11 protein-coding genes are annotated in these 21,879 nt (G+C 63.5%); 8 read left to right on the forward strand and 3 right to left on the reverse strand.

Features of this window, described 5'->3' with window-relative positions:
* Positions 1–4: 4 nt before the first annotated feature.
* From rfbA to KF886_08125, 3 genes are all read right to left on the reverse strand, one after another.
* A complete protein-coding gene (gene rfbA, locus KF886_08115) occupies positions 5–883 on the reverse strand; it encodes a glucose-1-phosphate thymidylyltransferase RfbA (protein MBX3177308.1) in 879 nt (292 codons plus the stop codon).
* Complete coding sequence (gene rfbB / locus KF886_08120) at positions 880–1,896, reverse strand: dTDP-glucose 4,6-dehydratase (protein ID MBX3177309.1); 1,017 nt, start codon at positions 1,894–1,896, stop codon at positions 880–882. Before rfbB ends, rfbA begins: the two co-directional genes overlap by 4 nt.
* A 238-nt stretch (positions 1,897–2,134) precedes the next feature.
* Positions 2,135–3,130 carry a PEP-CTERM sorting domain-containing protein gene (locus tag KF886_08125; protein MBX3177310.1) on the reverse strand — a complete coding sequence of 332 codons (996 nt, stop codon included), beginning with the start codon at positions 3,128–3,130 and terminating at the stop codon, positions 2,135–2,137.
* Between the two features lie 785 nt (positions 3,131–3,915).
* Here KF886_08125 and KF886_08130 point away from each other — a divergent pair.
* From KF886_08130 to KF886_08165, 8 genes are all read left to right on the forward strand, one after another.
* Entirely contained in the window at positions 3,916–4,728 is an 813-nt protein-coding gene (locus KF886_08130) for a PEP-CTERM sorting domain-containing protein (GenBank protein MBX3177311.1), read from the forward strand.
* 911 nt (positions 4,729–5,639) lie between these two features.
* Complete coding sequence (locus tag KF886_08135) at positions 5,640–8,087, forward strand: SEL1-like repeat protein (GenBank protein MBX3177312.1); 2,448 nt, start codon at positions 5,640–5,642, stop codon at positions 8,085–8,087.
* 654 nt (positions 8,088–8,741) lie between these two features.
* Positions 8,742–9,461: a hypothetical protein gene (locus KF886_08140; GenBank protein ID MBX3177313.1), complete on the forward strand. Its 720-nt coding sequence runs from the start codon at positions 8,742–8,744 to the stop codon at positions 9,459–9,461.
* 1,080 nt (positions 9,462–10,541) lie between these two features.
* Entirely contained in the window at positions 10,542–11,315 is a 774-nt protein-coding gene (locus KF886_08145) for a hypothetical protein (GenBank protein MBX3177314.1), read from the forward strand.
* Positions 11,316–12,044: 729 nt separating this feature from the next.
* Positions 12,045–12,776 carry a hypothetical protein gene (locus KF886_08150; GenBank protein MBX3177315.1) on the forward strand — a complete coding sequence of 244 codons (732 nt, stop codon included), beginning with the start codon at positions 12,045–12,047 and terminating at the stop codon, positions 12,774–12,776.
* A gap of 339 nt (positions 12,777–13,115) precedes the next feature.
* Positions 13,116–19,100, forward strand: coding sequence for an Ig-like domain-containing protein (locus tag KF886_08155; protein ID MBX3177316.1), 5,985 nt, complete (start codon positions 13,116–13,118; stop codon positions 19,098–19,100).
* A gap of 125 nt (positions 19,101–19,225) precedes the next feature.
* Positions 19,226–20,428, forward strand: coding sequence for a polysaccharide pyruvyl transferase family protein (locus KF886_08160; protein ID MBX3177317.1), 1,203 nt, complete (start codon positions 19,226–19,228; stop codon positions 20,426–20,428).
* Between the two features lie 35 nt (positions 20,429–20,463).
* Complete coding sequence (locus KF886_08165; GenBank protein MBX3177318.1) at positions 20,464–21,876, forward strand: oligosaccharide flippase family protein; 1,413 nt, start codon at positions 20,464–20,466, stop codon at positions 21,874–21,876.
* Positions 21,877–21,879: the final 3 nt, after the last annotated feature.

The raw sequence follows: 21,879 nt of genomic DNA on the forward strand, positions 1-21,879 counted from the left end.
GCGTTCAGGGGCGCCGCCGCGACTTCAGCAGATCGCGGAGGTAATTCCCGTACATGCTCTTGCCCATCTGCTCCTGCGCCCGCTCCACCATCGCCCGCGTGATCCAGCCCTGGCTCCACGCGATCTCCTCCAGGCAGGCGATCATGAGGCCCTGGCGCTCCTCCACCGCCTGCACGAACTGGCTCGCCTCCAGCAGGCTGTGGTTCGTGCCCGTGTCCAGCCAGGCGATGCCCCGGCCCAGCACGGACACCGAGAGCCGGCCCTGCTCCAGGTAGATCCGGTTCAGATCCGTGATCTCCAGTTCCCCGCGCTTGCCCGGCTTCAGATTTCGCGCCAATTCCACCACGTCGGGCGAGTAGGCGTAGAGCCCCGGCACCGCGAAGCTGCTCTTGGGTTCTTCGGGCTTCTCCTCCAGGCTGATCGCGCGGCCCGATTCATCGAACTCCACCACGCCGTAGCGCTCCGGATCGCGCACGTGGTACGCGAAGATCATCCCGCCGTCCTGGAGCCCGCGGAGAGACGCCAGCGTGTTCGTCAGGCCGTGGCCATAGAAAATGTTGTCGCCCAGGATCAGGCAGGCAGGCGAATCGCCCACAAAGTCCGCGCCGATGGTGAAGGCCTGCGCCAGGCCCTTCGGCTCTGGTTGCTCGGCGTAGGCGAACCGCATCCCGAGTTCGCTCCCGTCGCCCAGCAGCTCGCGAAACATCGGCAGGTCGCGCGGCGTGGAAATGACCAGCACCTCGCGGATCCCCGCCAGCATCAGCGTGCTCAGCGGGTAATAGATCATCGGCTTGTCGTACACCGGCAGGAGCTGCTTGCTCACCACCCGCGTCAGGGGGTGCAGCCGCGTGCCCGCGCCGCCCGCCAGGATAATCCCCTTCATGCCCCGGCCTCCTGGCGTTCCTCGTACTGCCGGCGGTAGTACTCCTTGAACTCGCCAGACTTAATCGGACGCCACCAGGCCTCGTTCTCCCGGTACCACGCCACCGTCGCCGCCACGCCCTCCTCCCAGTCCATCTCCGGGGCCCAGCCCAGCGCGCGCAGCTTCGACGCGTCAATCGAGTAGCGGAAGTCGTGCCCCGGGCGATCCTTTACCAGCCGGATGAACGACGCGTCCCGCCCGCAGAGCTCCAGCAGCTTGTGCGTGAGGACGATGTTTTCCCGCTCGTTGCCGCCCGCCACGTTGTACACCTGGCCCGGCGTCCCGGCGCGCAGCGCCGCGTCCACGCCCGACGCGTGATCGTAGACCCAGAGCCAGTCGCGCACATTGTGCTCGCCGCCCTGGTACAGCGGGACCTGCTCGCCCTCGATCAGGTTCGTGATAAACAGCGGCATCACCTTCTCCGGGTACTGATACGGCCCGTAGGTGTTCGACCCCCGCGTGATCATCACCGGCGTCCCGAAGGTCTCGTGGTGCGCCAGCGCGATCAGCTCCCCGCCCGCCTTGCTCGCCGAATACGGGTTGCGCGGCCCCGGCGGGTCCGACTCCGTGAAGGATCCCTCCCGGATACTGCCGTACACCTCGTCCGTCGACACCAGCAGCACGCGCGGCGTCCCCAGCTCCCGGGCCGCCTCGCAAATGTTGTACACCCCCGTGCAGTTCGTCGCGATGAAATCCGTCGCGCCCATGATGCTGCGGTCCACATGCGTGTCCGCCGCGAAATTCACGATCGCGTCGCACCCGTCCATCGCCGCCTGGATCGCCGCCCGGTCCGCAATGTCGCCCTGGACAAACGTATGCCGCGCCGGATCGCAATCCTGCACGTTCGCCAGATTCCCCGCGTACGTCAGCTTGTCAAAGTTCACAATGTGAACGTCCGGATACGTCTCCAGCTGATACCGGACAAACGCCGATCCAATAAACCCGGCGCCGCCGGTCACACAGATCCTTTTCACCCGATCGATCTCCCTGCGCTGCGGTTACGTATGTCGTCAAAAGCCGCCCCGGCGGTGTTCTCCCACGCCCGGTGGAGTATAGGGGGCGGGGACGAAGGAATTCCAGCAATTGGCGGGCTGGAGGGCCGCGTAGACTGCCGAGCCGGGGCAAAAAAAGCGGGTGACAGATTCCCATTGCTCTGTCACCCGCTCGATTCGATTTGTTCTACACTCCGCGACAGCGAAGCGTGTTGGCGCATCAGGCCGCGGCGCGCTTCCGACGGCGCGCGAACGCCACCAGGCCAAGTCCCAGCAGCCCCATCGGCGCGGCGGCCGGAACGGGGACTACGGGGGTGTTGAACGTCGTACCGGTAGGAAGATAGCCTGCGGCGTTCAAAAAGTCGTTGCCACAACTCATTGTCCAGTGCACCGTCCATCCCCAGCCATAGTTATTTCCGGTGTCGGCGTAAATCAACTGGTTCAGGATGCTCTGGTCGGTGATTTCATAAGAGAATTCGTAGACGTTGTGGTCTTGACTGGCTGTCCAACCATCCAAGGCGCCATTGTTGCTATAACCGAACGCAACGGCGCCGGACTGAAGCGTGCCGCCGATCGCGCTTAATGGCCCCGAATTATAGCCAGGCGCGCCGGTGGGGGAATCGTCAATGACGAACGGAGCTTGTCTCGCATCCAGCGAGGTGTCGCTTGCCGTCGCACCTGCAAGGATAAACGCCAGATCCCAGCTTCGCTGGCCGGCATGCAGATCGTAGACATTGTCCGAATCAGGCAGGTAATTGCCGAAATCAATGAAGACATCGCCCGCAAAATAGTTGATTCCACTGACCGTCTCACCCTCGATATCAAATCCCGTCACGAGCGCCACGTAGAGCCTGTTTGTGCTTATATCGAATCCGGTGTAAAGGGCTTCCACGTCGAAATTCTGACCACCATATCCCGGCCCGACGTAACCGTTCGAACCCGTCACGGAATCTTCCTGCACCCAACCCGCCCCCAAGTTATTCGTGGGCGTCCAGTTGTTGCCGTTCACTCCCGTTGGAGTGGCCACACCCCAATCGGTGCCGATGCTACCATCCACCGTAATCCCGCTAACCAGGCCGGCGCCGGCAACCGAGCAGTATCCCGCAGCCAGCGCACAAGTAGCCGCGATCTGGAACCTTCCAATTCGTTTCCTCATCTTCATTTCGCAAAACCCCTTCTTGGTTGTGTTGGCCACCTTGACGTGTTTCGCAACCACGTATGGACCCAATTTCTTACGAACTTCACACCACATACACTACCTGTAGAACACATTGCACTCGCTTCGCGGGAAGGAGACGAGCGAACGGTCCCGGTTTAAACCCATTGACCGAACCCGTAGATCCTTCCAAGTAACACCTAATCGCTCGCACGTTTTGTGCCATTTCCGAATGTCTTATATTGCAATTACTTACAACATACGGAATGCTATCGAGCAGCATAAGATTGTCACCTGTGACAACTATATGACACCTGCGCCTCGAAAAATTACACACGGTGTGGGGCATTTCACGCGCCTGCGCTATTCGTGCACGATTTTCCGGATCCCGTTCATGGTGAGTGTTCGGAGGTGGCAGCCCTGCCCTGCCGGCACTCCCCGTTGGATAGGCGCCTTGTCCCCGACACCCGCCCCCGGCAGGCCGTGCCCCCTCGTGAATCCACCCCAACTGCCCGACGCCACGCGCCGCCGATGTTGTCGCATGTCAGAAAGTTGTCATACGTGACACAATCGTGCGCCTCACGCGCTGCAATGTCCACCCGAGCATAACGTCCCGCAAGCGGGGAAACGTTTTCAGGGTAGAGGCTTAGCGCCAACTCTGCGAATCCGGAACAAATCTTGCTCCAACGTGGGACACTTGGCGAGGGAGCGGTCGGCGATTCGGCGGTGTGACTTGGGATGGGTCGTCGCGCTTTTTCTCATCGGTTCACGAGAAGGTCGGGGTGTGCCCGGCCCGGTGTGTGAAGCAATGGGGCAATGCGCCCCGAGAAAAGGAGATACGGGCTTTGAAGAACAAGATGATGTGCCTGGCAGCCGTTGTGGCGACTCTGGGAATGGCCGGGACCGCGCATGCGGCGATCGAATTCAATCAGGACGTGACGCCGGACGTGATTTTCGGCAGCGGCAACGCGAACGGGAGTTTCACGACGGACCGCGACAATGGTGTTGAACTGGGCTTGCGCGGCAAACTCCGGCACAATGCCGCCGGACAGCCCGAAAATACGTTCAACAGCAACGGGGACGGGACGTACAGCTTTGCTGCGGGCGTGGCGCCGACGCAGTCTTCTCCGACGGCAGTCTGGAGTTTCGAGTGGTCGATCAATACCGATTTCGATGGTTCCAGCGGTCTTAACCTGGATGATCTGACCTACACTCTCGGTCTGGATATGGATCCCAGCCAGGGTACGAATTTCTTCACATTTGATCCCATCAATGATGCCAATCCCGCAACGGGTTTCACGGTTCAGTGGGATCACGCTATTGGGGACAATTCCACCGGCAACGGTGGAGGAGCCTCCATCGCGAACAACACGTCCAATACCGCACTCTATGCCCAGCGGATCGCGGACAACAATGTCGCCCAGAACTCCTGGAAGCCACACTGGTTTATCGCTGGTTTCGACCCAACCCTCGACGCGACATATGATTTCTACCTGGCTGCGTTCGACAGTCTCGGAAATCAGCTGGCCCGCACCAACATCCAGATTATCGTTGGCGCTGGCGGCGCCGTCGTCCCCCTCCCGGGCGCGGCGGGGCTCGGCCTGCTGGGCCTCGGCCTGGTGGGCTATATGCGCCGGCGGAAGTCGGTTCAGGCCTGATCTTTCGCCCTGAAGCATTCTACGGGGCATCCGGTTGATACACCGGATGCCCCGCTTTCGTTTGTGCGTAGGTACGTCGCGCGAGTCAAGGGACGGACTCGCGCCGGTGACCTTGCGTTCGTATCGCCCGATGGCGTCCAGCAATAGGCCCGGCCGTCACCCACACACGCCACAGGGCGCGTGCCCGTCCCGGCTGGGGTAGTCTGCGGTGGCGTGATACCGCGTCAGAGCCTGGCGCCACTCCGAACGCAGGCGCGCACAAAGAAGGTTGGGCATCTTGCCCGACGCAACACAAGCTACACGCCAGCAAGACCGCGACATTGGCGGACAAATCCCCGTGCCACGCGATGGCGCCCACCCGCCTTCGTGTGCCTGGAGCAAGGCGTCCCCCGACCCCGCCAATACCACCCCGCACGAGCGGCGCCCCAGGAGGTTGGGCATCCTTCCCGACGCAGCGGGCGCCACAAGTCATCACGACGGCGACATTGGCCGGTAACCAGGCGTAGGGTCCTATTCAGATACGCCACGGCAGTTTTCCGTCCCGAGCTCACCCTGCGTCGGGCAAGATGCCCAACCTCCCTTTGTGCCGCTCGGTTGGGCGAGGGTTCTTGGGATTGGGGTGACGTGACCACGGGCACACGAAGGCGCTGGGGCGCCATCGCGTGGCACGGGCGTGGGGAGCCGCGGCCCTTTGTTGGCCAATGACTCGGTTTTGCTGGCGTCTGGCGCCAGCTGCGTCGGGCAAGATGCCCAACCTCCGGTGTGTCTGGCGCGAAACTTGCCGCCAAATTGCATATCCCGCTGTACACCGCGCGCGATCGTGCGGTACACTTCAGGGGCTTCAAGGATGGGCTCCGGCGGGGGAGGCTCTGGCGCGGAGGGCGCGCCGTTCCAAAGCTGGGTTTCGGGCGATGATCGAATTCAATTGCGAACACTGTGACGCGCTGCTGCGCATGGACAACGCCTTCGCGGGGCGCGATGGCTGGTGCCGCGAGTGCAAACGGATGGTGGTGGTTCCGGATGGCGCGGTGGTCCCGCGGGTGACGGATCTGCCGCCGGACGAGGCGATCGCGCGGCTCCAGCAGCTGCTGAGCTACGCCGCGCGCAAGGCGGACCTCTACAAGCAGCACGTGGCGAAGGCGCCGGACGCGAAGAAGGCGCTGGAAGCGCTGGAGGTGGAAGCCCGCACCGCGCGCCAGGCGCTCCACCAGGAGCAGCGGCGCACCGCCGATCTCCAGGATGCCCTGAAGGCGGCGCGCGCGGCCCTGGCGGGAGCCGAATTGCGCCAGCGGGAAACGGACGCCGCCCGGGATGTCGCGGGCCGCGCCGAGATCGAGGCGATTCAGGCGCAACTTGCGGACGCGCAACAGGCCCGTTCCGAGGCCGAGACGCGCGCCAATCGCCTTGCCACGGAGTTGGAAACCGCGTGCGGGCAGGCGGAAGGCGCCTCGGACGCCGAAAAACGCGCCTCGTCGGCGGAATCCCGCGCGGAATCACTTGCTGCGGAGCTGGAAACCCTGCGCGCCGAGCTGGAAGCCGCTCGCGGACAGGCCGAAGGCGCGTCAGACGCCGAAAAACGCGCCTCGTCGGCGGAGTCCCGCGCGGAATCACTTGCTGCGGAGCTGGAGACCCTGCGCGGGCAGCTAACGGGCGCGTCGGACGCTGAAGCACGCGCCTCGTCGGCGGAATCGCGTGCGGAATCACTCGCCAATGAGCTGGAGGCCCTGCGCGCTGAACTGGAGACCCTGCGCGGGCGGGCAGAAGGCGCGTCGGACGCCGAAAAACGCGCAGCGTCCGCAGAATCGCGCGCGGAGTCGCTCTCGGCCGAGCTGGAGGCCCTGCGGGGGCAGCTAACGGGCGCGTCGGACGTCGAAAAACGCGCAGCGTCCGCAGAATCGCGCGCGGAGTCGCTCTCGGCGGAACTGGAATCCCTGCGCGCCAAACTGGAGGCCGCACGGAGCCAGGCGGCCGAAGCCACCACCCAGGCGGAGAACCTGGACGCGGAAATCACGTCCAACCGCGCGTTGCTGGAGGAGTCCGAGCGCGACCTGGAACAAGCGCTGGAGGAAAGCCGCGCCCGGGAAGCGGCGCTGGCGTCGCTCCAGTCCACCCAGGAAGCCCTCGAGCGCGAACTGGCGGATCTGCGGGCGCAGGCGGACTCGCGCGCGGCGGAGGGCGATTCGGACGCCCAGGCCCTGGATCAGGCGCTTCAGGCGCGCCACGCGCTGGAGCACGAGTTGGTCTCGCTCCACGAACGGCTCGCCGCCGCGGAGGCCGAGCGCGACGAATTGCTGGACGCGCCACAAGGGGACGCGGCGCCGGATTGGGCGACCGAACTGGAACATTTGCGCGAGCGTTGCGCCGCGCTGGAGTCCGAGCGGGATCAGCTGCGCCACAGCCTCGAAGAGGCCTTGGCGGAGCCCGCCGCACCGCCAGCCGCGACCGACGCCTCTCCTGCTTCGGAGCGCCCCGCGGTCTCCACAACACCCGCGCCTCCCGCGCCGGACGCCCCATCGGCCCCACGTCCGGCGGAGCAGGTGGATCGATCGGGCTTCGTCGCGCGGTGGCGCCGCGAGGCCGAAGAAGAAGGCGCCGTGAAGGCGCAGTTCCGCCTGGGCGTCCGCTACGAAATGGGCCTGGGGGTCGCGCGCGACGAGGCCGAGGCGCACCGCTGGCTGGTGCGGGCCGCCGAGCAGGGCCACGCCGGCGCGCAGTACCACCTGGGCCGGATGTGCCTGGACGGGCGCGGCGTCGCGGCGGATCGGGCCGCCGCCATCGGTTGGTTCCAGAAAGCCGCCGACCAGGGCGAAGGTGGCGCGCTCTATGAGCTCGGGCGAATCTATTTGCATGGGGAGGGCGCCGCGAAGGATGAGGCCCTTGCGCGCGAATGCTTCCGGAAGGCCGCCGACGCGGGCGAGGCCCCGGCGGCCTACGAGCTGGGGCTGCTGCTCCAGGCGGGCCGCGGCGGCGCGCCGGATCCCGTCCGCGCGGCGGGCGCGCTGCGCCAGGCGGCGGAATGCGACCACGCCGACGCCCAGTTCGCGCTCGGCCAGTTGCTGCTCGAGGGCGAAGGAGCCGGGCGCGACGAGCCCGGCGCCGTGGCTTGGCTGGGCCGCGCCGCCGCCCAGGGCCACGCCGCCGCCCAGGAGCGCCTCGGCGAATGCCTGGAGCAGGGGCGCGGCGCCGTGCAGAATCCCGTCCGCGCCTACGCCTGGTACGCGCTCGCCGCCGTCCAGCGCGAATCCGCCCGCGACGCCCGCGATCGCCTCGCCGCCGCCCTGCCGCCCGATCAGGTGGCCGAGGGCCAACGCCTGGCGGAATCCCTCCACGCCGGCGCCCGCGACAGCGCCGTGGCGTAGAAGGTGCGGCACGTCCGCCGCAGGCGGAAAGGGCGAAGGGTGCGCCGCAGGCGCAATACTATGGAGCGCTGGCGGCCCGCCGGCATCGCGCCGCAAGGCGCAAGCCAGCTATGTAGCGCCGGTGGCCCGCCGGCATCGCGCCGCAGGCGGAAAGGGCGAAGGCCAATCGCACCGAAACTCGATCTCGGTATATGGACGTGAACTTGAGTCGGTTTGGAGACTTGAATCAACGAAAGTGAGCGTTTTGGAGCGCCGGCGGCCCGCCGGCAGATTGCGCCGCAGGCGCAATACAGCTATGCGCTCGGTTCGAGCGGGAAGTTTAAATGCGTCCGCCGCAGGCGCAATGCGGGCGCCGGAAATTGGGCGATTTTACGGTTGTCGGAAGAAAATGCCGGGGGGTCAATACCTTGTCAACAGTGAGTACATTTGAACGCCGGACGGGGTGTTTGGCGGATTGGTCGGTGCGTAAGTCGTGTAATGACAACATTTCGCTCGTTGGCATGGATATTGCCAACAATCTGGCAGTAAAAACCGGGTTGTGGGGAGTGCAGTACGCATGGCGGTCGATCGGCGCGCGCTACTCATGGGGGTAGCCAGGCGCCGCCCGGTAGGTGTTAGAGTGTGTGAAGGCTTTCAACAACGAAAGGCAGGAACATGAGAAGATTGAAAAAGATTGGGCTGCTGGCCATGGCGCTCGCTTGTGCGGGATTGATCGCGCCGGTGGCCGGGGCGGCGACGATCGACACGTTCGCTGGCGATTTCCAGCAGGTATCGGATAGCACTTCGGACAATGTGGCGGTGACCAGCGTTTACGACTCGAGCTTGGCACCCGACGCAATTGGTGGCTATCGTGAGCTGTATGTTAACCGAGACGCTGGTGTGCCAGGGTTTACATCGCTGACGGTAGACGGAGGGGTTGCGTTCAGCAACAATAATCCCGTCGTCGGTATGCTGAACTATGGTGTAGCCCACATAACGTGGGACGGGACTGCTAATATCGCAGGCCCAGCACCGATTACCGAATATGCTCTCGGCGAAGACTTCACGGCTTGGAGTCAATTTCACATCGTCACCCCAGGTAATCTCCTTAACGATTCAATGGTCAGTGTCGAATTGTGGGATTCTTCAGGAAGTTACAGTGGGCCCGTGTCTTGGACGCTTGCAAACAACACAGCGAACCACTATCTTAGTTTTTCAAATTTCGCTGGTTTCGATTTTGCGAATGTGGGTGCCATCCGATTGAACTTCCTCACCGATAACGTATATATCACCTCCTTCGGTGTCGTTCCGGTACCGCCGGCGGTGGGCCTTGGCCTGCTGGGCATGATGGTTGTCGGTGGGCTTCGTCGCCGGAAGAAGGCCTCCGCGGCCTGATTCCTGTACTTGCGTCCTTCATCGCGGGCGCTCCGTTCTCCCCATGGGATGGAGCGCCCGCGGTCTTTTTTGTGGGTAACACTTTAGCGGAATGAAGTTGGCTTGATTCCTCGACGACACAAACCCGCCCCGCAACGGAAGGGCGGACCAATGGGAGCGCGGGCGGCCCGCCCGCATCGCGCCGAGGGCGCGATTTTGATCAACGGCGGTGGTCCGGGTCCAATCTTCCTCCCAATCAAATGTGCCGATATTGCGAACATGCTATGCACCTCCGGTGCATTGCAGGCGGGGACGCCCTCCACGGCGCGTCTTCGACCTGCGCTCCCAGCCTTGCGCGCTCTCCTCGTAGTGTCGCGGCAAGCTAGAAAAAAGACTGGCTCAACTTCAGTCGGCTAAAGTATTACTTTTATGGGGGGTTGGGCATCCCGCCTTGGCAAGATGCCCAGCCTCCTGGCGCCGCTCGTGCGGGGTGGTGTTGGGAAGTTCGGGGACGCCTTGCTCCAGGCACACGAAGGCGCGGGGGCGCCATCGCGTGGCACGGGGATTTGTCCGCCAATGTCGCGGTCTTGCTGGCGTGTAGCTTGTGTTGTGTCGGGCAAGATGCCCAACTTCCTGGGGCGCCGCTCGTGCGGGGTGGTATTGGCGGGGTCGGGGGACGCCTTGCTCCTGGCACACGAAGGCGCTGGGGCGCCATCGCGTGGCACGGGATGACGCGCGGGGGGTGGGGTGTTGTGGTGTCGGGGGGCTATTGCGGCGTCGGGCGGGTCGGGGACGCGCCGTGGCGGGATGCCCAATCCGCCTGCGGCGGACTTTCAGCCCACATCGGCGTTGGCTGCGACTCCCACAAGAATTGTTCATAATTGCGCAAGGTTTGTTTTTCGGAAGCTGGAATTCCCCGAAAAGCCCTGTAAGTCGAATAACTACGCGCCAAATATTTGGCACAAATTTCGCTACTCTCGGCTGTCGGTGCGAAAGATTCCGCCACGACGCGGGTTCGTCCGCAACCGACAGGCGGCAGCGGATGGCTTCATCCCTTCCAGCAAGTACGGCAGGTCGTTCAGTAACCCCAGGAGAGGTAGTATGAAGGCGACGCTTTTAATGAGTGCGGATTTCGCGCGCGGTGGAATCCGGGCCGTGTTTGCGCTGGCGCTGTTGCTGGCGGCGTACGTGGCGCCGGCGGACCCGGTCTACGATCCCACCGCTTGGATCGATTTCGAGTTCACCGGGCTGTTCTACAATGTGGGCGACGACGCGTCGGGCCTTTCCACCACGCTGGCGGGCCAGGTCTCCTTCCTGGTGACGATGCCGGCGGCGGACCGCGCCAGCTTCACGATCTTCTTCGACGACGACCCGCACGATACGGGCTTCATCAACCGGGTCTACTGGGACACGCATACCCCCCGGGTGTTGAATCAGTTTGTCGCCTTGCCGACCGGTTGGAGCGTGGGCGCCAAGCCGGACGACCTGCCCGAGGGCAATCATGCGACGCCCGCGTTTGACGCGGTGCTCGCCAGCGATGTGGATCCGCCGATGGGCGGCAGCAACCCCAATGTCATCAGCCCCGGGGAGTCCGCCACCTTCACCTTCAGCCTGCTTTCCGGCGCCAGTTGGTTCGACCTCGCCCGGGAGCTCCTGGAAGACGACCTCCGGATGGGCTTGTTCGTCGCCGGGATTGACGGCCCGAACGGGAACGGCCGGAGCGACCACTTCGTGTCGTACGTTCCGCCGCCGCCGCCCGGCCCGAATGATCCGCCGGGAACCGTGGTTCCTGTGCCTGGTGCGGCGGGCCTGGGCCTGCTGGGCCTCGGGTTCGTGGGCTATTTGCGCCGGCAGAAGAAGGCCGCGCTGGCCTGATTTCTGGACTTGCTCCCATTATCGCGGGCGCTCCGTTTTCCCCCAGGGGATGGAGCGCCCGCTTTTTTTATGTGGGGGGTTGGGCATCTTGCCCAACCTCCTTTTTGCCGCTCGTGCGAGGTGATGTTGGGAAGTTAGCGGACGCCTTGCTCCTGGCACACGAAGGCGCTGGGGCGCCATCGCGTGGCACGGGGGTGGATGCCCATGTCGCGGTCGTGATGTCTTGTAGCTTGTGTTGTGTCGGGCAAGATGCCCCAATCCGCCTGCGGCGGACTTTCAGCCCACATCGGCGTTCGCTGGAGGGCTGGGGTGGATTGCGGAGGGGTGCGGTGGAAATCGACACTCGCGTTGCGCCGTCGCAGGATGCCGAGCCTCCTGGCGCCGCTCGTGTTTTATCGCCTTCATTGAATCGACAATGAATTGTCAGCGGTGCATAACATTTCCGTGGGTTCATCGACCCGGATCGGCAGAATTTCGTCGTAACCCCTTGGCGGAGAATAACAATCGATTCTGGCGCGAAAATTGCTGTGTACTGGCAGCGACTTGGGATGGGGAGAAGTCCCCATGGCGGTTATCGTGGTGTATATCGCTCGGCGACCACGAAGTTGGGTGCGTTCGTCGATGGATGCGGTGTATGCGACTTCGTCAAATGGAATGGATCACAGGCGCGTCGTTGGGGTTGTGAAGACGGGCGGCGCGCCCGGGAATTCCTGACCGAGGAGAAATGGGATGTGCGAAGAACTCAGAAGGAAAATAGTGGGGGTGGGGTGCGCGCTGGCGTTGCTGTTGGCGTTGCCTGCGTCGGCTGCGTCGATCAGCGATTTCTCGCTTTCGACCGCCATCGACACCCAAGGTGGACAGCAACAGTTTGCCCTCACTCAGCTTGCGCGAGATATGCCTCCTGTATCGCAGGGGCTGGACATCGGTATGCTGGTCAGTTACGGTACGATCAACGCGGGCGAGTCTGACGAATTCACGGGGATGTTTTTCGAATTTGTCAATCGCTCCGTTGCCCCAAACAGCAGTTCCGTTCTCACCAGTATCCTCTTTGAAACGAATGCATTGATCAGTACACCGAGCTATGACGACTGGTCTGGAACACAAGTCAGTTACAGCATCGGTGGCGCATTCAACGGTGGTGGCTTTGGGATAACGTTCGCAACGACGGCGAATCCAGGTTCACCCCCACCAAAGAATGGTATCGGAGCGGGTGAGAACCTCCTTCTTGGCTTCACGATCAATCCCAATACCCCCACGCAGTACGAGAGCCTGCTCGCTGGCCTCGTCGGGGGCAATTGGATCGTCGCCGCTCACCTTCAGGAGGTCAGCGATCACCCGGATGGGTCGCTCTGGCTTCAAGCACAGCCCGTCGTCCCCCTCCCTGGCGCGGCCAGCCTCGGCCTGCTTGGCTTCGGCATGGTGGCCTTCCTCCGGCGCAAGCGCGCGGGCGGATTGACCTAACGGGTAGCGCTCGCGGCGCGTCCGTTACCATGCTCAGGGACGCGATGCACGACAGAAATGCCGGGCGGTTCCGGTGGTGAACATTCCACCGGGACCGCCCTTTTTCACGCGGCGTCGAAGGTTCCCCGGGGTGGCCAGGGCCAACGCTACGCCCGAAAGCCCGCTCCGCCTTGACAAAACCTTGAACTTCGCGGAGAATTACTCTAGTCTCTCTGTTCGAAGTACTTGTGCACGGGTTTCGCGGTGCGCGCGCATGTTTTGCGCGTGTTCCATACGCCGCCGGGCGGGCTGGCGTTGGGCCCGTGTGTTTTTGTGGGGATTCAGCGAGGAGTAAATGGGATGAGGATGTTATCCGCGGGAATCGTGCTGCTTGCGCTCGGGCTGGCCCTGATGGGCTGTCCCAGCGGATCGGCGTCCCCGCAGATCAGCATCAGCCCACGCTCCGCCGAGCTGGAAGTGGGGCAATCCACCACCTTTACTGCTTCTTCGTCCGACAGCGCCGACAGCTTTACCTGGGCCTCGGACAACACCGCCGTGGCCGGGGTATCGAACCAGGGGCGGGTGACGGCGGTGGGCGAGGGCACGGCCCGGATCACCGCGACGAGCGCCCGCAGCGGCGCCAAGGCCACGGCCACGGTGGTCGTGGTGGGGCCGGCGGTGGAGCCGGGCGCGGTGACGGTGACGCCTTCGGCGGCGACGATTGTCGTGGGGGGGAGTGTCCGACTTGAAGGGGTTACGTCGGGCGATCCTGTGTCGTTTCTCTGGTTTTCCAACGACGAGTCCATCGTCACGGTGAACGCCAGCGGGCTCGTGACGGGCGTGGGGCCGGGGACCGTGACCGTGGAGGTGCGGGTGTCCGGCGGAGCGCCCTCGGAGCGCGCCGAGGCGACCATTACCGTGGTGGAGCCGGCGGTCCATTCCGTATTGGTGCGCCCGCTGGGCGCGAGCATCCTGGTGGGGGAGACGGTGGCGCTCTCGGCGCTTTCGACCGATCCCGAAGACGAATTTGAATGGAGCACGGAGTTCGCCAGCACCGCGACCGTAAGCACGGGCGGCCTGGTGACCGGCGCGGGCCCGGGCGGCGTGGTGATTAACGCGCGCGGGACGCATAGCGGGGCCATTGGCAGTTCCGTGGTGACGGTGAGCGCGCCGGCCGAGCACCAGGTGACGATTTCACCCACCACCCTGACCCTCTCCGTGGGGGACACGGTGGTCTTCAAGGGCAGCACGACCCGCGAGGACGGCATTTTGAATTGGTCGTCGGACAATCCGGCGATCGCTTCTGTCGGGCCATCGGGCGCGGTCACGGGGACCGGTGTGGGCGTGGCGGCGATTGTGGTGGAGGGATCCGGCCCCTCGGAGCGCGCGTCGGCCATGGTCCGCGTGCTGGAAGGCCGGCCCCGGATCGCCAGTGTGCGCCCCGTCAGCTCGAGCATCCCGGCGGGCGAATCCATCGCGCTCACGGCGACCTCCAGCGACATTGCGGAACGGTTTACCTGGACCTCGGACGCAACCGGCATTGCCACGGTGGACGATGCCGGCGTTGTGACGGGCGTCGCGGCGGGTGAGGCGCGGATTACGGCGGTGGGCCAGACCACCGGCGCGACCGGCCAGGCGATCGTGCTGGTCACGGCAGCCGTGCCGCACCGCATGGCGATTTCGCCGGCCGCGGCAAGCCTGGAAGTGGGCGAGATGTTCCGCTTTAAGGCCGCAAGCACCCGCGCGGGCGACCGGATCGAATGGACTTCGGACGATGAGGCGGTGGCGACCGTGAGCCCCGTTGGCGTGGTGACCGGGGCGGGCGCGGGCGCGGCGACTATCACCGCGACAGGGCTCGACTCCGGCGTATCGGCCTCGGCGGCGGTTACGGTTTCCGAGCCGGTCGCGCATGCGGTGGAGGTGCACCCGCTCGCGGCGACGATCGCGCCGGGCGAGACGGTGGAACTGACGGCCAGCTCGACGGAGCCGGACGATCGCCTGGAGTGGTTCGCCGAGAATGAAGACATTGCCACCGTGGGCCTGGACGGCGTCGTAACCGGCGTGGCCCCGGGCGTTTCGGCGGTGGTCGTGCGCGGGGACCTCACCGGCGAGGAGGCCAGCGCGCAGATTACCGTGGCGGAGCCGACGGTGCACGAGATGCGCGTGCTCCCGCGTGGCGCGACCGTGGAAGAGGGCGATTCCGTCCAGCTGAGCGCCGCCAGCACGCGCGACGGCGACCTTCCGATCTGGACCACCTCGAACGCGGGTGTGGCCACAGTAAACGGGGCGGGGCTCGTCACGGGCGTGGCCGAGGGCACGGCGGCGATTACGGCCACAGGGTCGTTGACCGGCGCGGCGGACGACGCCACGATCACGGTGACGCCGCGCGAGGCGGAAGTAGCGCTTATCCGGCCCATCGAGGCGAGTGTGCTTGTGGGCGAGATTGTGGAGTTCTCCGCGGAGTCCTCCGACCCCGAAGAGAGCTTCCTCTGGGAATCCAGCAATGCGGCCGTGGCCAGCGTGGACGCCGTGACCGGCGTGGCGGCGGGCGTGGCGGCGGGCAGCGCGACCATCACGGCGACCGGGCAGAACACCGGCGCGACCGGCAGCGGCACGGTGCTCGTGAGCGAGCCGGTGGTCCATGAGGTCTCCGTCACCCCATCCGAAGTGCTGCTGGTGGCGGGCGACACCATACAACTTACGGCCTCCAGCACGCGCGCGGGCGACAGCTTCACCTGGTCCTCCAGCGCAAGCGGGGTGGCGTCGGTGAATGCGACGGGCCTGGTATCCGCCGCAACGGCGGGCGACGCCACGATTACGGCGCAGGGCGGCGTGCCCAATGAGCGCGCAACGGCGCGGGTGACCGTGGTGGATCCAGTGGTGCACACCGTTAGCGTGCAGCCCCGGAACGCCAGCATCACGGCCGGCGCGGCAATTCAGTTCTCCGCAACCTCCACCGATCCGTTGGACTCGTTCACGTGGACCAGCTCCAACGGCGCCGTGGCCACGGTGGACGCGGCGGGCCTGGTTACCGGGCTTGGCGGCGGCGGGGCAGAGATTCGCGCGCGCGGGACGCATAGCGGCGTCACCGCGACCGCCACCATCGCCGTGGCCGAGGCTGAAATGGAGTTTGTGGCCGTGCTGCCGCAAACCGCCACCGTCGAAGTGTCCGCGACGCTGTCGCTCTCCGCCACCTCGACCGTGCCCGGCGATACCTTCGCCTGGAGCTCGTCCAACAGCGCGATCGCCACCGTCAGCGCGTCGGGCGTGGTGAGCGGAATGGGCGTGGGCACGGTGAATATCACCGCAACGGGCTCCGTGAGCGGGCTTTCCGCGTCGTCCGCCGTAACGGTCATCGACACCGTGCCGCCAACCGTGGCCATCGGGCCGCCCTCCGTCGCCGCGACGCGATCCGGCCCGGTGGAATTCCAGGTTGCCTACAGCGGGGCCTCCGCCGTTACACTGACCAGAGACGACGTTAACGTACACGCCACCGGATCCGTGACGGCGCTCCTCGGCGATGTGGTCGTCGCGGGCGCCACCTCGGCCACCGTGCGCTTCACGTCCATCGCGGGCAACGGCACGCTGGGCATCTCCATCGACGCCGGCACCGCGACCGATCCGGCGGGCAACCTGGCCCCGGCCGCCGGCCCAAGCGCCACCGTGCTGGTGGACAATATCGCGCCGGCGCTCTCGATCGGGGCGCCCTCCGTGACGCACACCCGGAGCGGCCCGATCAATTACCGCGTATCCTACAGCGGGGCCGACCAGATCACTCTGACAAAGGCCAACGTCTTCCTCAACGCCTCCGAAGGCATCGCCGCAACCCTCGGCGACGTCCAGACGACCGGCGCCGCAGAACGCACCGTCACCTTTACCAGCGTCAGCGGAAACGGCAACCTCGGCATCTCCATCGACGCCGGCACCGCGCGCGACACCGCCGGCAACGAGGCCCCCGCCGCCGGCCCCAGCGCCACGGTCGTGGTCGACAATACGCCGCCCACCGTTATGATCGGCGCGCCCTCCGCAACCACGACGAACACCGGCCCCCTCAGCTTCCGCGTGACCTATGGCGGCGCATCGGCGATTACGCTCGCGGCCGCCGATGTCGTGGTCAACAGCACCGGATCCGTCGTGACCTCCCTCCCGACCGTCACCGAGACCGGCGCAAACGAGCGCACCGTCACCTTCGAAACCATCGGCGGCGACGGCGCCCTCGGCATCTCCCTCGCCGCGGGCACCGCCGCCGACGAAGCCGGCAACCAGGCCCCCGCCGCCGGCCCGAGCGCCCAGGCGACCATCGACAACACGCCCCCAACCGTCGCCATCGGCGCCCCCTCCGTCGCCGTCACCAGCGCCGGACCCGTCGTCTACCCCGTGACCTACACCGGCGCGAGCGCCGTCACCCTGCGCGCGCAGGACATCACCATCAACGGGACCAACACCGCCTTCGCCACCGTCCAGTCCGTGGCCGACGCGGGCGGCGGCGTATGGATCGTCACCCTCGCCAGCGTCATCGGCAACGGCCAGATCACCATCAGCCTCGCCCAGGGCACCGCCGCCGACACCGCCGGCAACCCCGCCCCCGCCGCCGGACCCAGCGCCGCCTTCACCGTGAACAACGTCGCGCCCACCCTCGCCATCAGCGCGCCCTCCGCCGAGAACACCTTCGAAGGCCCCGTAACCTACACCATCACCTACGCCGACGCCGCCGCCGTCGCCCTGGCCCCCGCCGACATCACCCTCAACAGCGCAGACGGCGTCACCGCCAGCATCGCCGTCACCGGGACCGGCACGGCCCAGCGCACCGTCACCCTCAGCAACATCGCCGGTCTCGGCCACGCCGGCATCAGCATCGCCGCCGCCACCGCCACCAACACCGGCGGAACCCCCGCCAACGCCGCCGGCCCCAGCGAAACCTTCCGCGTCAACCCCCTCCTCGAAGCCGGAACCGGCTTCACCCAGCCCACCCCCCAGCCCGACCCCATCGGCGACCCCGGCGACTTCGGCATCGACGCCAAAGCCATCGCCCGCTGGGACGTGGTGCCCTACCAGACCTTTGACGCCTACTTCGAAATCGGCGTCGTCGCCTTCCACATCAACGGCATCGACCGCGTCGAATTCTCCGTAAACAACGGCCCCTGGACCGCCGTCCGCGAAATGACCCTCAACCCCAGGACCGACGTCGTGGAATACTGGGTAGGCCTCGACGCCAGGGACTTCGCCGACGGGCCGATTGAAGTGCGGGCGGTGGCCTATCCCGTGGTGGGGGAGGCGCGGGTGCTCGAAGGCCCGCAGCAAAGTGAGAAGACCAGCCGTGGTGAATTCTCGCTCTTCCTCAATACGAACGCCAATGGGACCTTGCCGGAAATCGAGACATACGTCTCGATATCGGGCAGCGATGACTCCGGAGACGGTTCCGAGGGAAATCCATACCGTTCCATAATGCGTGCGGCCCGGGCAATACAGGACGCATCACCACTCGGCATGGCGGACGGGGGCACGATTTTTCTTGAGGCGGGCGAATATCGTATTGGGACATATTCCTTCGCTCTGAATACGCTAACGTCTGATCGCTGGTTGACGATTCGTCCGAAAGTGAACTTGCCGAAGGGGGCTGCACGTATCGTGGGGGCGGATGCGGGCGGGCTAAGGACGAAACTAGTGCGGTTAGATTCACTTTCAGTGACACCGGCTTCGTCCTCGGATCAAAACGTTATTAGATCTAGTGGTCCTCTAGAAGATTATTATTGGGTATCGAATTGCGAATTGATTGGTCCGGGACGTGAGGTAAATGGACAGTGGGTCAGCGGCATTTCTCTAGTCTTCGTTTCCGGGACCTTCGTGACCAATTCACGAGATGGTTTGGCAGGAGCGATTGTTCGAAATGTTAGGGTGGAGAGTATCGGTTCGGACGCATTTACTGGGTCCGATCTGGTGCTTAACAGTTCGGCTTTCCGACTGGACAACACGGGCACTCCATTTCATGCAGATGTCCTTCAGTACTTTACCTTGTTGACTATTGAAAACAAGATCGCCTACGGCGTGAGCGCTGAATCAGCACGCGGCCAAGGATTCTTTGCTGGGAATGAAGTTTCGATAAAGGACATTGCATTTGTGGACTGTTCAATAAACAATCAGCTTGAGCCCAATATATCCCGAGTATTTCAGTTCGCCGGGCCAACAGAGAATTTGTATGTATTACGGTGTATGTTCAATGGGCCGGCCAATTGGAGGACCGACTTGAGTTTCTCAGCCCACAACGTTGTTGTCGAAGACACAATTTTTACCAATGGCGGAGTTCAGGTTTCGCTCCCATTAGTGCCGGGCGTTGAATATCGATGAGAGAGGATTGGCAAAGGATTGAGTGTGAAAGCGATTTGACACTGGGCCTTTTTGGGGCAAGCATGGAAACCGGAAACTTGGGTGTATCGGCTCTTGGTACATCGATAGTTGCGGGGATTGCATCGATGTCGCCACGAACGTCGCTGATTGTATTTGGCTATGGTCGCGGTATCAGTGTGGCCAGACGGACTATCGGCACTCATACTTTTGAGTTCCGGCAGTGTGGCGCATATCACACGAGGCGCGTCTATCAGCCCGAATCACTAGCAAATATTAGGGTCTGCGCGAGGTTGGGAGGGCTGCACAATGCGTCCGCCAGCGCGATTCGGTCAGCGGACGCGATACTGGATATAAGTGGGGGCGACAGTTTTTCGGACATATATGGTTCGCGGCGATTTCGGGCAGTAACGCTTCCGAAGATTATCACGCTTCAGCAAAACAAGCCCCTGATACTATTGCCACAAACATTTGGGCCGTTCAAGAAAGCTTCCAATGCGTCAGTCGCGAAGAGAATCGTCAGCGCTGCAACTATGTCTTGGGCGAGAGACACTCGAAGTTTTTGCGTGTTGCAGGAATTATTGGGGCGCTCTTTTGACCCCGAGAAGCACCGAGTCGGAGTCGATGTGGCGTTTGGTCTCCCCGCAACGCGCCCTAGCGACTCAGTATTGGGATACGCTTCGGACTGGTTGGAGGACAAAGGTACCGCGATTGTGGGGATAAACGTGAGCGGTTTGTTGCACAACGCCCCTGATGCGGCGACCGCGCAGTACGGTTTTAGGGCTGACTATCGACAGGTGATAACGGCGTTTATTGGACGCTTATTGAGTGAAACGGGCGATCGGATCTTGTTAGTGCCCCATGTCGTAAGTTCACCGGGGCACTATGAATCTGATATTCAGGCGTGTCTTGACGTCGCGGACTCGTTTCCACACGAGTTAGGCGTCAGGGTCGCGGTATCTCCAGTTGTCTCCGATCCTTGCGAAGCGAAATGGATTATTTCTCGCTGTAAATGGTTCTGCGGAACAAGAATGCATTCCGCAATTGCGGCGCTGTCATCGGGCGTGCCTGCAGCGGGCATAAGTTACAGTCCGAAGACATTGGGCGTCTTCGAGTCGTGTGGACAAGGTGAAGGCGTAACCGATCTTCGCAACCTAACCTCGGAGGAGGCAATTGAGCAGTTGTGGCGGGCATATCTGGGACGTGAGAATTCCCGGCTTGCTCTCGAGGAGAAACTTCCAATGGTATTGCACCAAGCTCGGGTACAATTGGAGGAAATACTGTCCACTTGTTGTGAACTGGGCTCGGTACAGGAACACGGATTCCTTTAATGGGCTTTCGGCGGAAGTTGTTAGGGGGCGGCGGAATGCTCCTGGGGGGACAGGCGCTCGGGCAGGCGTGTTCTTTTGCCCGCAACGTCGTCGTGGCCAGGTTGCTGACGCCCGAAGACTTTGGAATTGCCGCCACCTTTGTTATCGCAGTGTCCCTGTTCGAGATGATCAGCAACCTTGCGGTGGATCGTTTGTTGGTCCAAGCGGAAGATGGCGACGATCCGGACTTCCAGGCCACGGCCCATGCGTTTCAGGTGGTGCGCGGCATCGGCATGGCGCTGTTCCTGTTCCTGCTGGCTTGGCCATTCTCCCGATTGTTTGGCATTCCCCAAGCCTTGTGGGCCTTTCAGTTCGTGGCATTGGTTCCCTTGCTCCGTGGATTCATGCACCTTGACCCGAAACGGTTGCAGCGGACATTCGGTTTTGGCGCCGACGTCGCCACCGAGCTCCTGCCGCAAATTCTCCTCGTACTTGCCGCGTGGCCCTTTGTGTGGTGGTTCGAGGACTACTCCGCGATGTTGTGGTTGCTTGTATTTCAAGCTGTCGTAATGGTGGTCGTGAGCCATGCGTTAGCGAAACGTAGTTACGGATGGAACTGGGATCGTAACTATATTCGGCGAATGGTCGCATTCGGCTGGCCGCTGTTGTTCAACGGTCTCTTGATGTTTCTTGTATTTCAGGGGGACCGCATGATTGTTGGCGCGGCGTATGACATGACGCAATTGGGTGTCTACTCGGTCGCGTTCACCACGACATTTGTTCCCACCATGGTGATTACGAAAGTGGCCTCGGCCTTGCTCCTTCCCCTGTTGTCTCGTGTGCAGACCGATATCCGGAGTTTCATGGAATACTACGCGCTTTCAGTCTGCGCATTGTGCCTGATAGGTGTCGCGTTCTCCACGGGATTCGTTCTCCTCGGCCAGCAGGTTGTGGTGCTGACCTTTGGGGAACGATACGGGGCTGTTGGTAGTTTCATTGGATGGCTCGGCGTAATGCAAATGATCCGTGTATTGCGGGTCGGTCCGACCATCGCCTCCATGGCCTGGGGGGACACCCGGATGCCGCTTGTGTCGAACTTCGGTCGCATTTCCGTAATCCCGCTGGCCATCTGGCTGGGTCTGACGGGGAAGCCGTTGATGTGGGTCGTGATTGCGGGGTGTTTAGGGGAACTTGTCGCGCTACTGTTGATGATAGGAATCTTGCATCGTAGTCGAGCACTGATGGCCGGGCACACGCTCAAACCGATGTTGATAGGGGCGGGAGCGGTCACGATAGCCTTCGCATTGTCGCTGTCCGCGGAGCATCACTACTCGCTGATTGTCGCTGTGACGGGACTTGTAGTCATTGTTGTCGGTGCATTTGTGGCCATGGTTTGCTATATTCCCTTTTGTCGGCCGCATGTACGTAGTCTTGTGCGGAGCCACATGCCGCAACCAGGTCAGAAATGAATC

The organism is Candidatus Hydrogenedentota bacterium (assembly GCA_019637335.1).
Classification (GTDB): domain Bacteria; phylum Hydrogenedentota; class Hydrogenedentia; order Hydrogenedentales; family JAEUWI01; genus JAEUWI01.

Excerpts from the sequence above, each read along its gene's own strand:
- rfbA (MBX3177308.1), bottom strand. The coding sequence starts at position 883 with ATGAAGGGGATTATCCTGGCGGGCGGCGCGGGCACGCGGCTGCACCCC.
- KF886_08135 (MBX3177312.1), top strand. The coding sequence starts at position 5,640 with ATGATCGAATTCAATTGCGAACACTGTGACGCGCTGCTGCGCATGGAC.
- KF886_08150 (MBX3177315.1), top strand. The coding sequence starts at position 12,045 with ATGTGCGAAGAACTCAGAAGGAAAATAGTGGGGGTGGGGTGCGCGCTG.
- KF886_08155 (MBX3177316.1), top strand. The coding sequence starts at position 13,116 with ATGAGGATGTTATCCGCGGGAATCGTGCTGCTTGCGCTCGGGCTGGCC.
- KF886_08165 (MBX3177318.1), top strand. The coding sequence starts at position 20,464 with ATGCTCCTGGGGGGACAGGCGCTCGGGCAGGCGTGTTCTTTTGCCCGC.
- KF886_08145 (MBX3177314.1), top strand. The coding sequence starts at position 10,542 with ATGAAGGCGACGCTTTTAATGAGTGCGGATTTCGCGCGCGGTGGAATC.
- KF886_08140 (MBX3177313.1), top strand. The coding sequence starts at position 8,742 with ATGAGAAGATTGAAAAAGATTGGGCTGCTGGCCATGGCGCTCGCTTGT.
- KF886_08160 (MBX3177317.1), top strand. The coding sequence starts at position 19,226 with ATGTCGCCACGAACGTCGCTGATTGTATTTGGCTATGGTCGCGGTATC.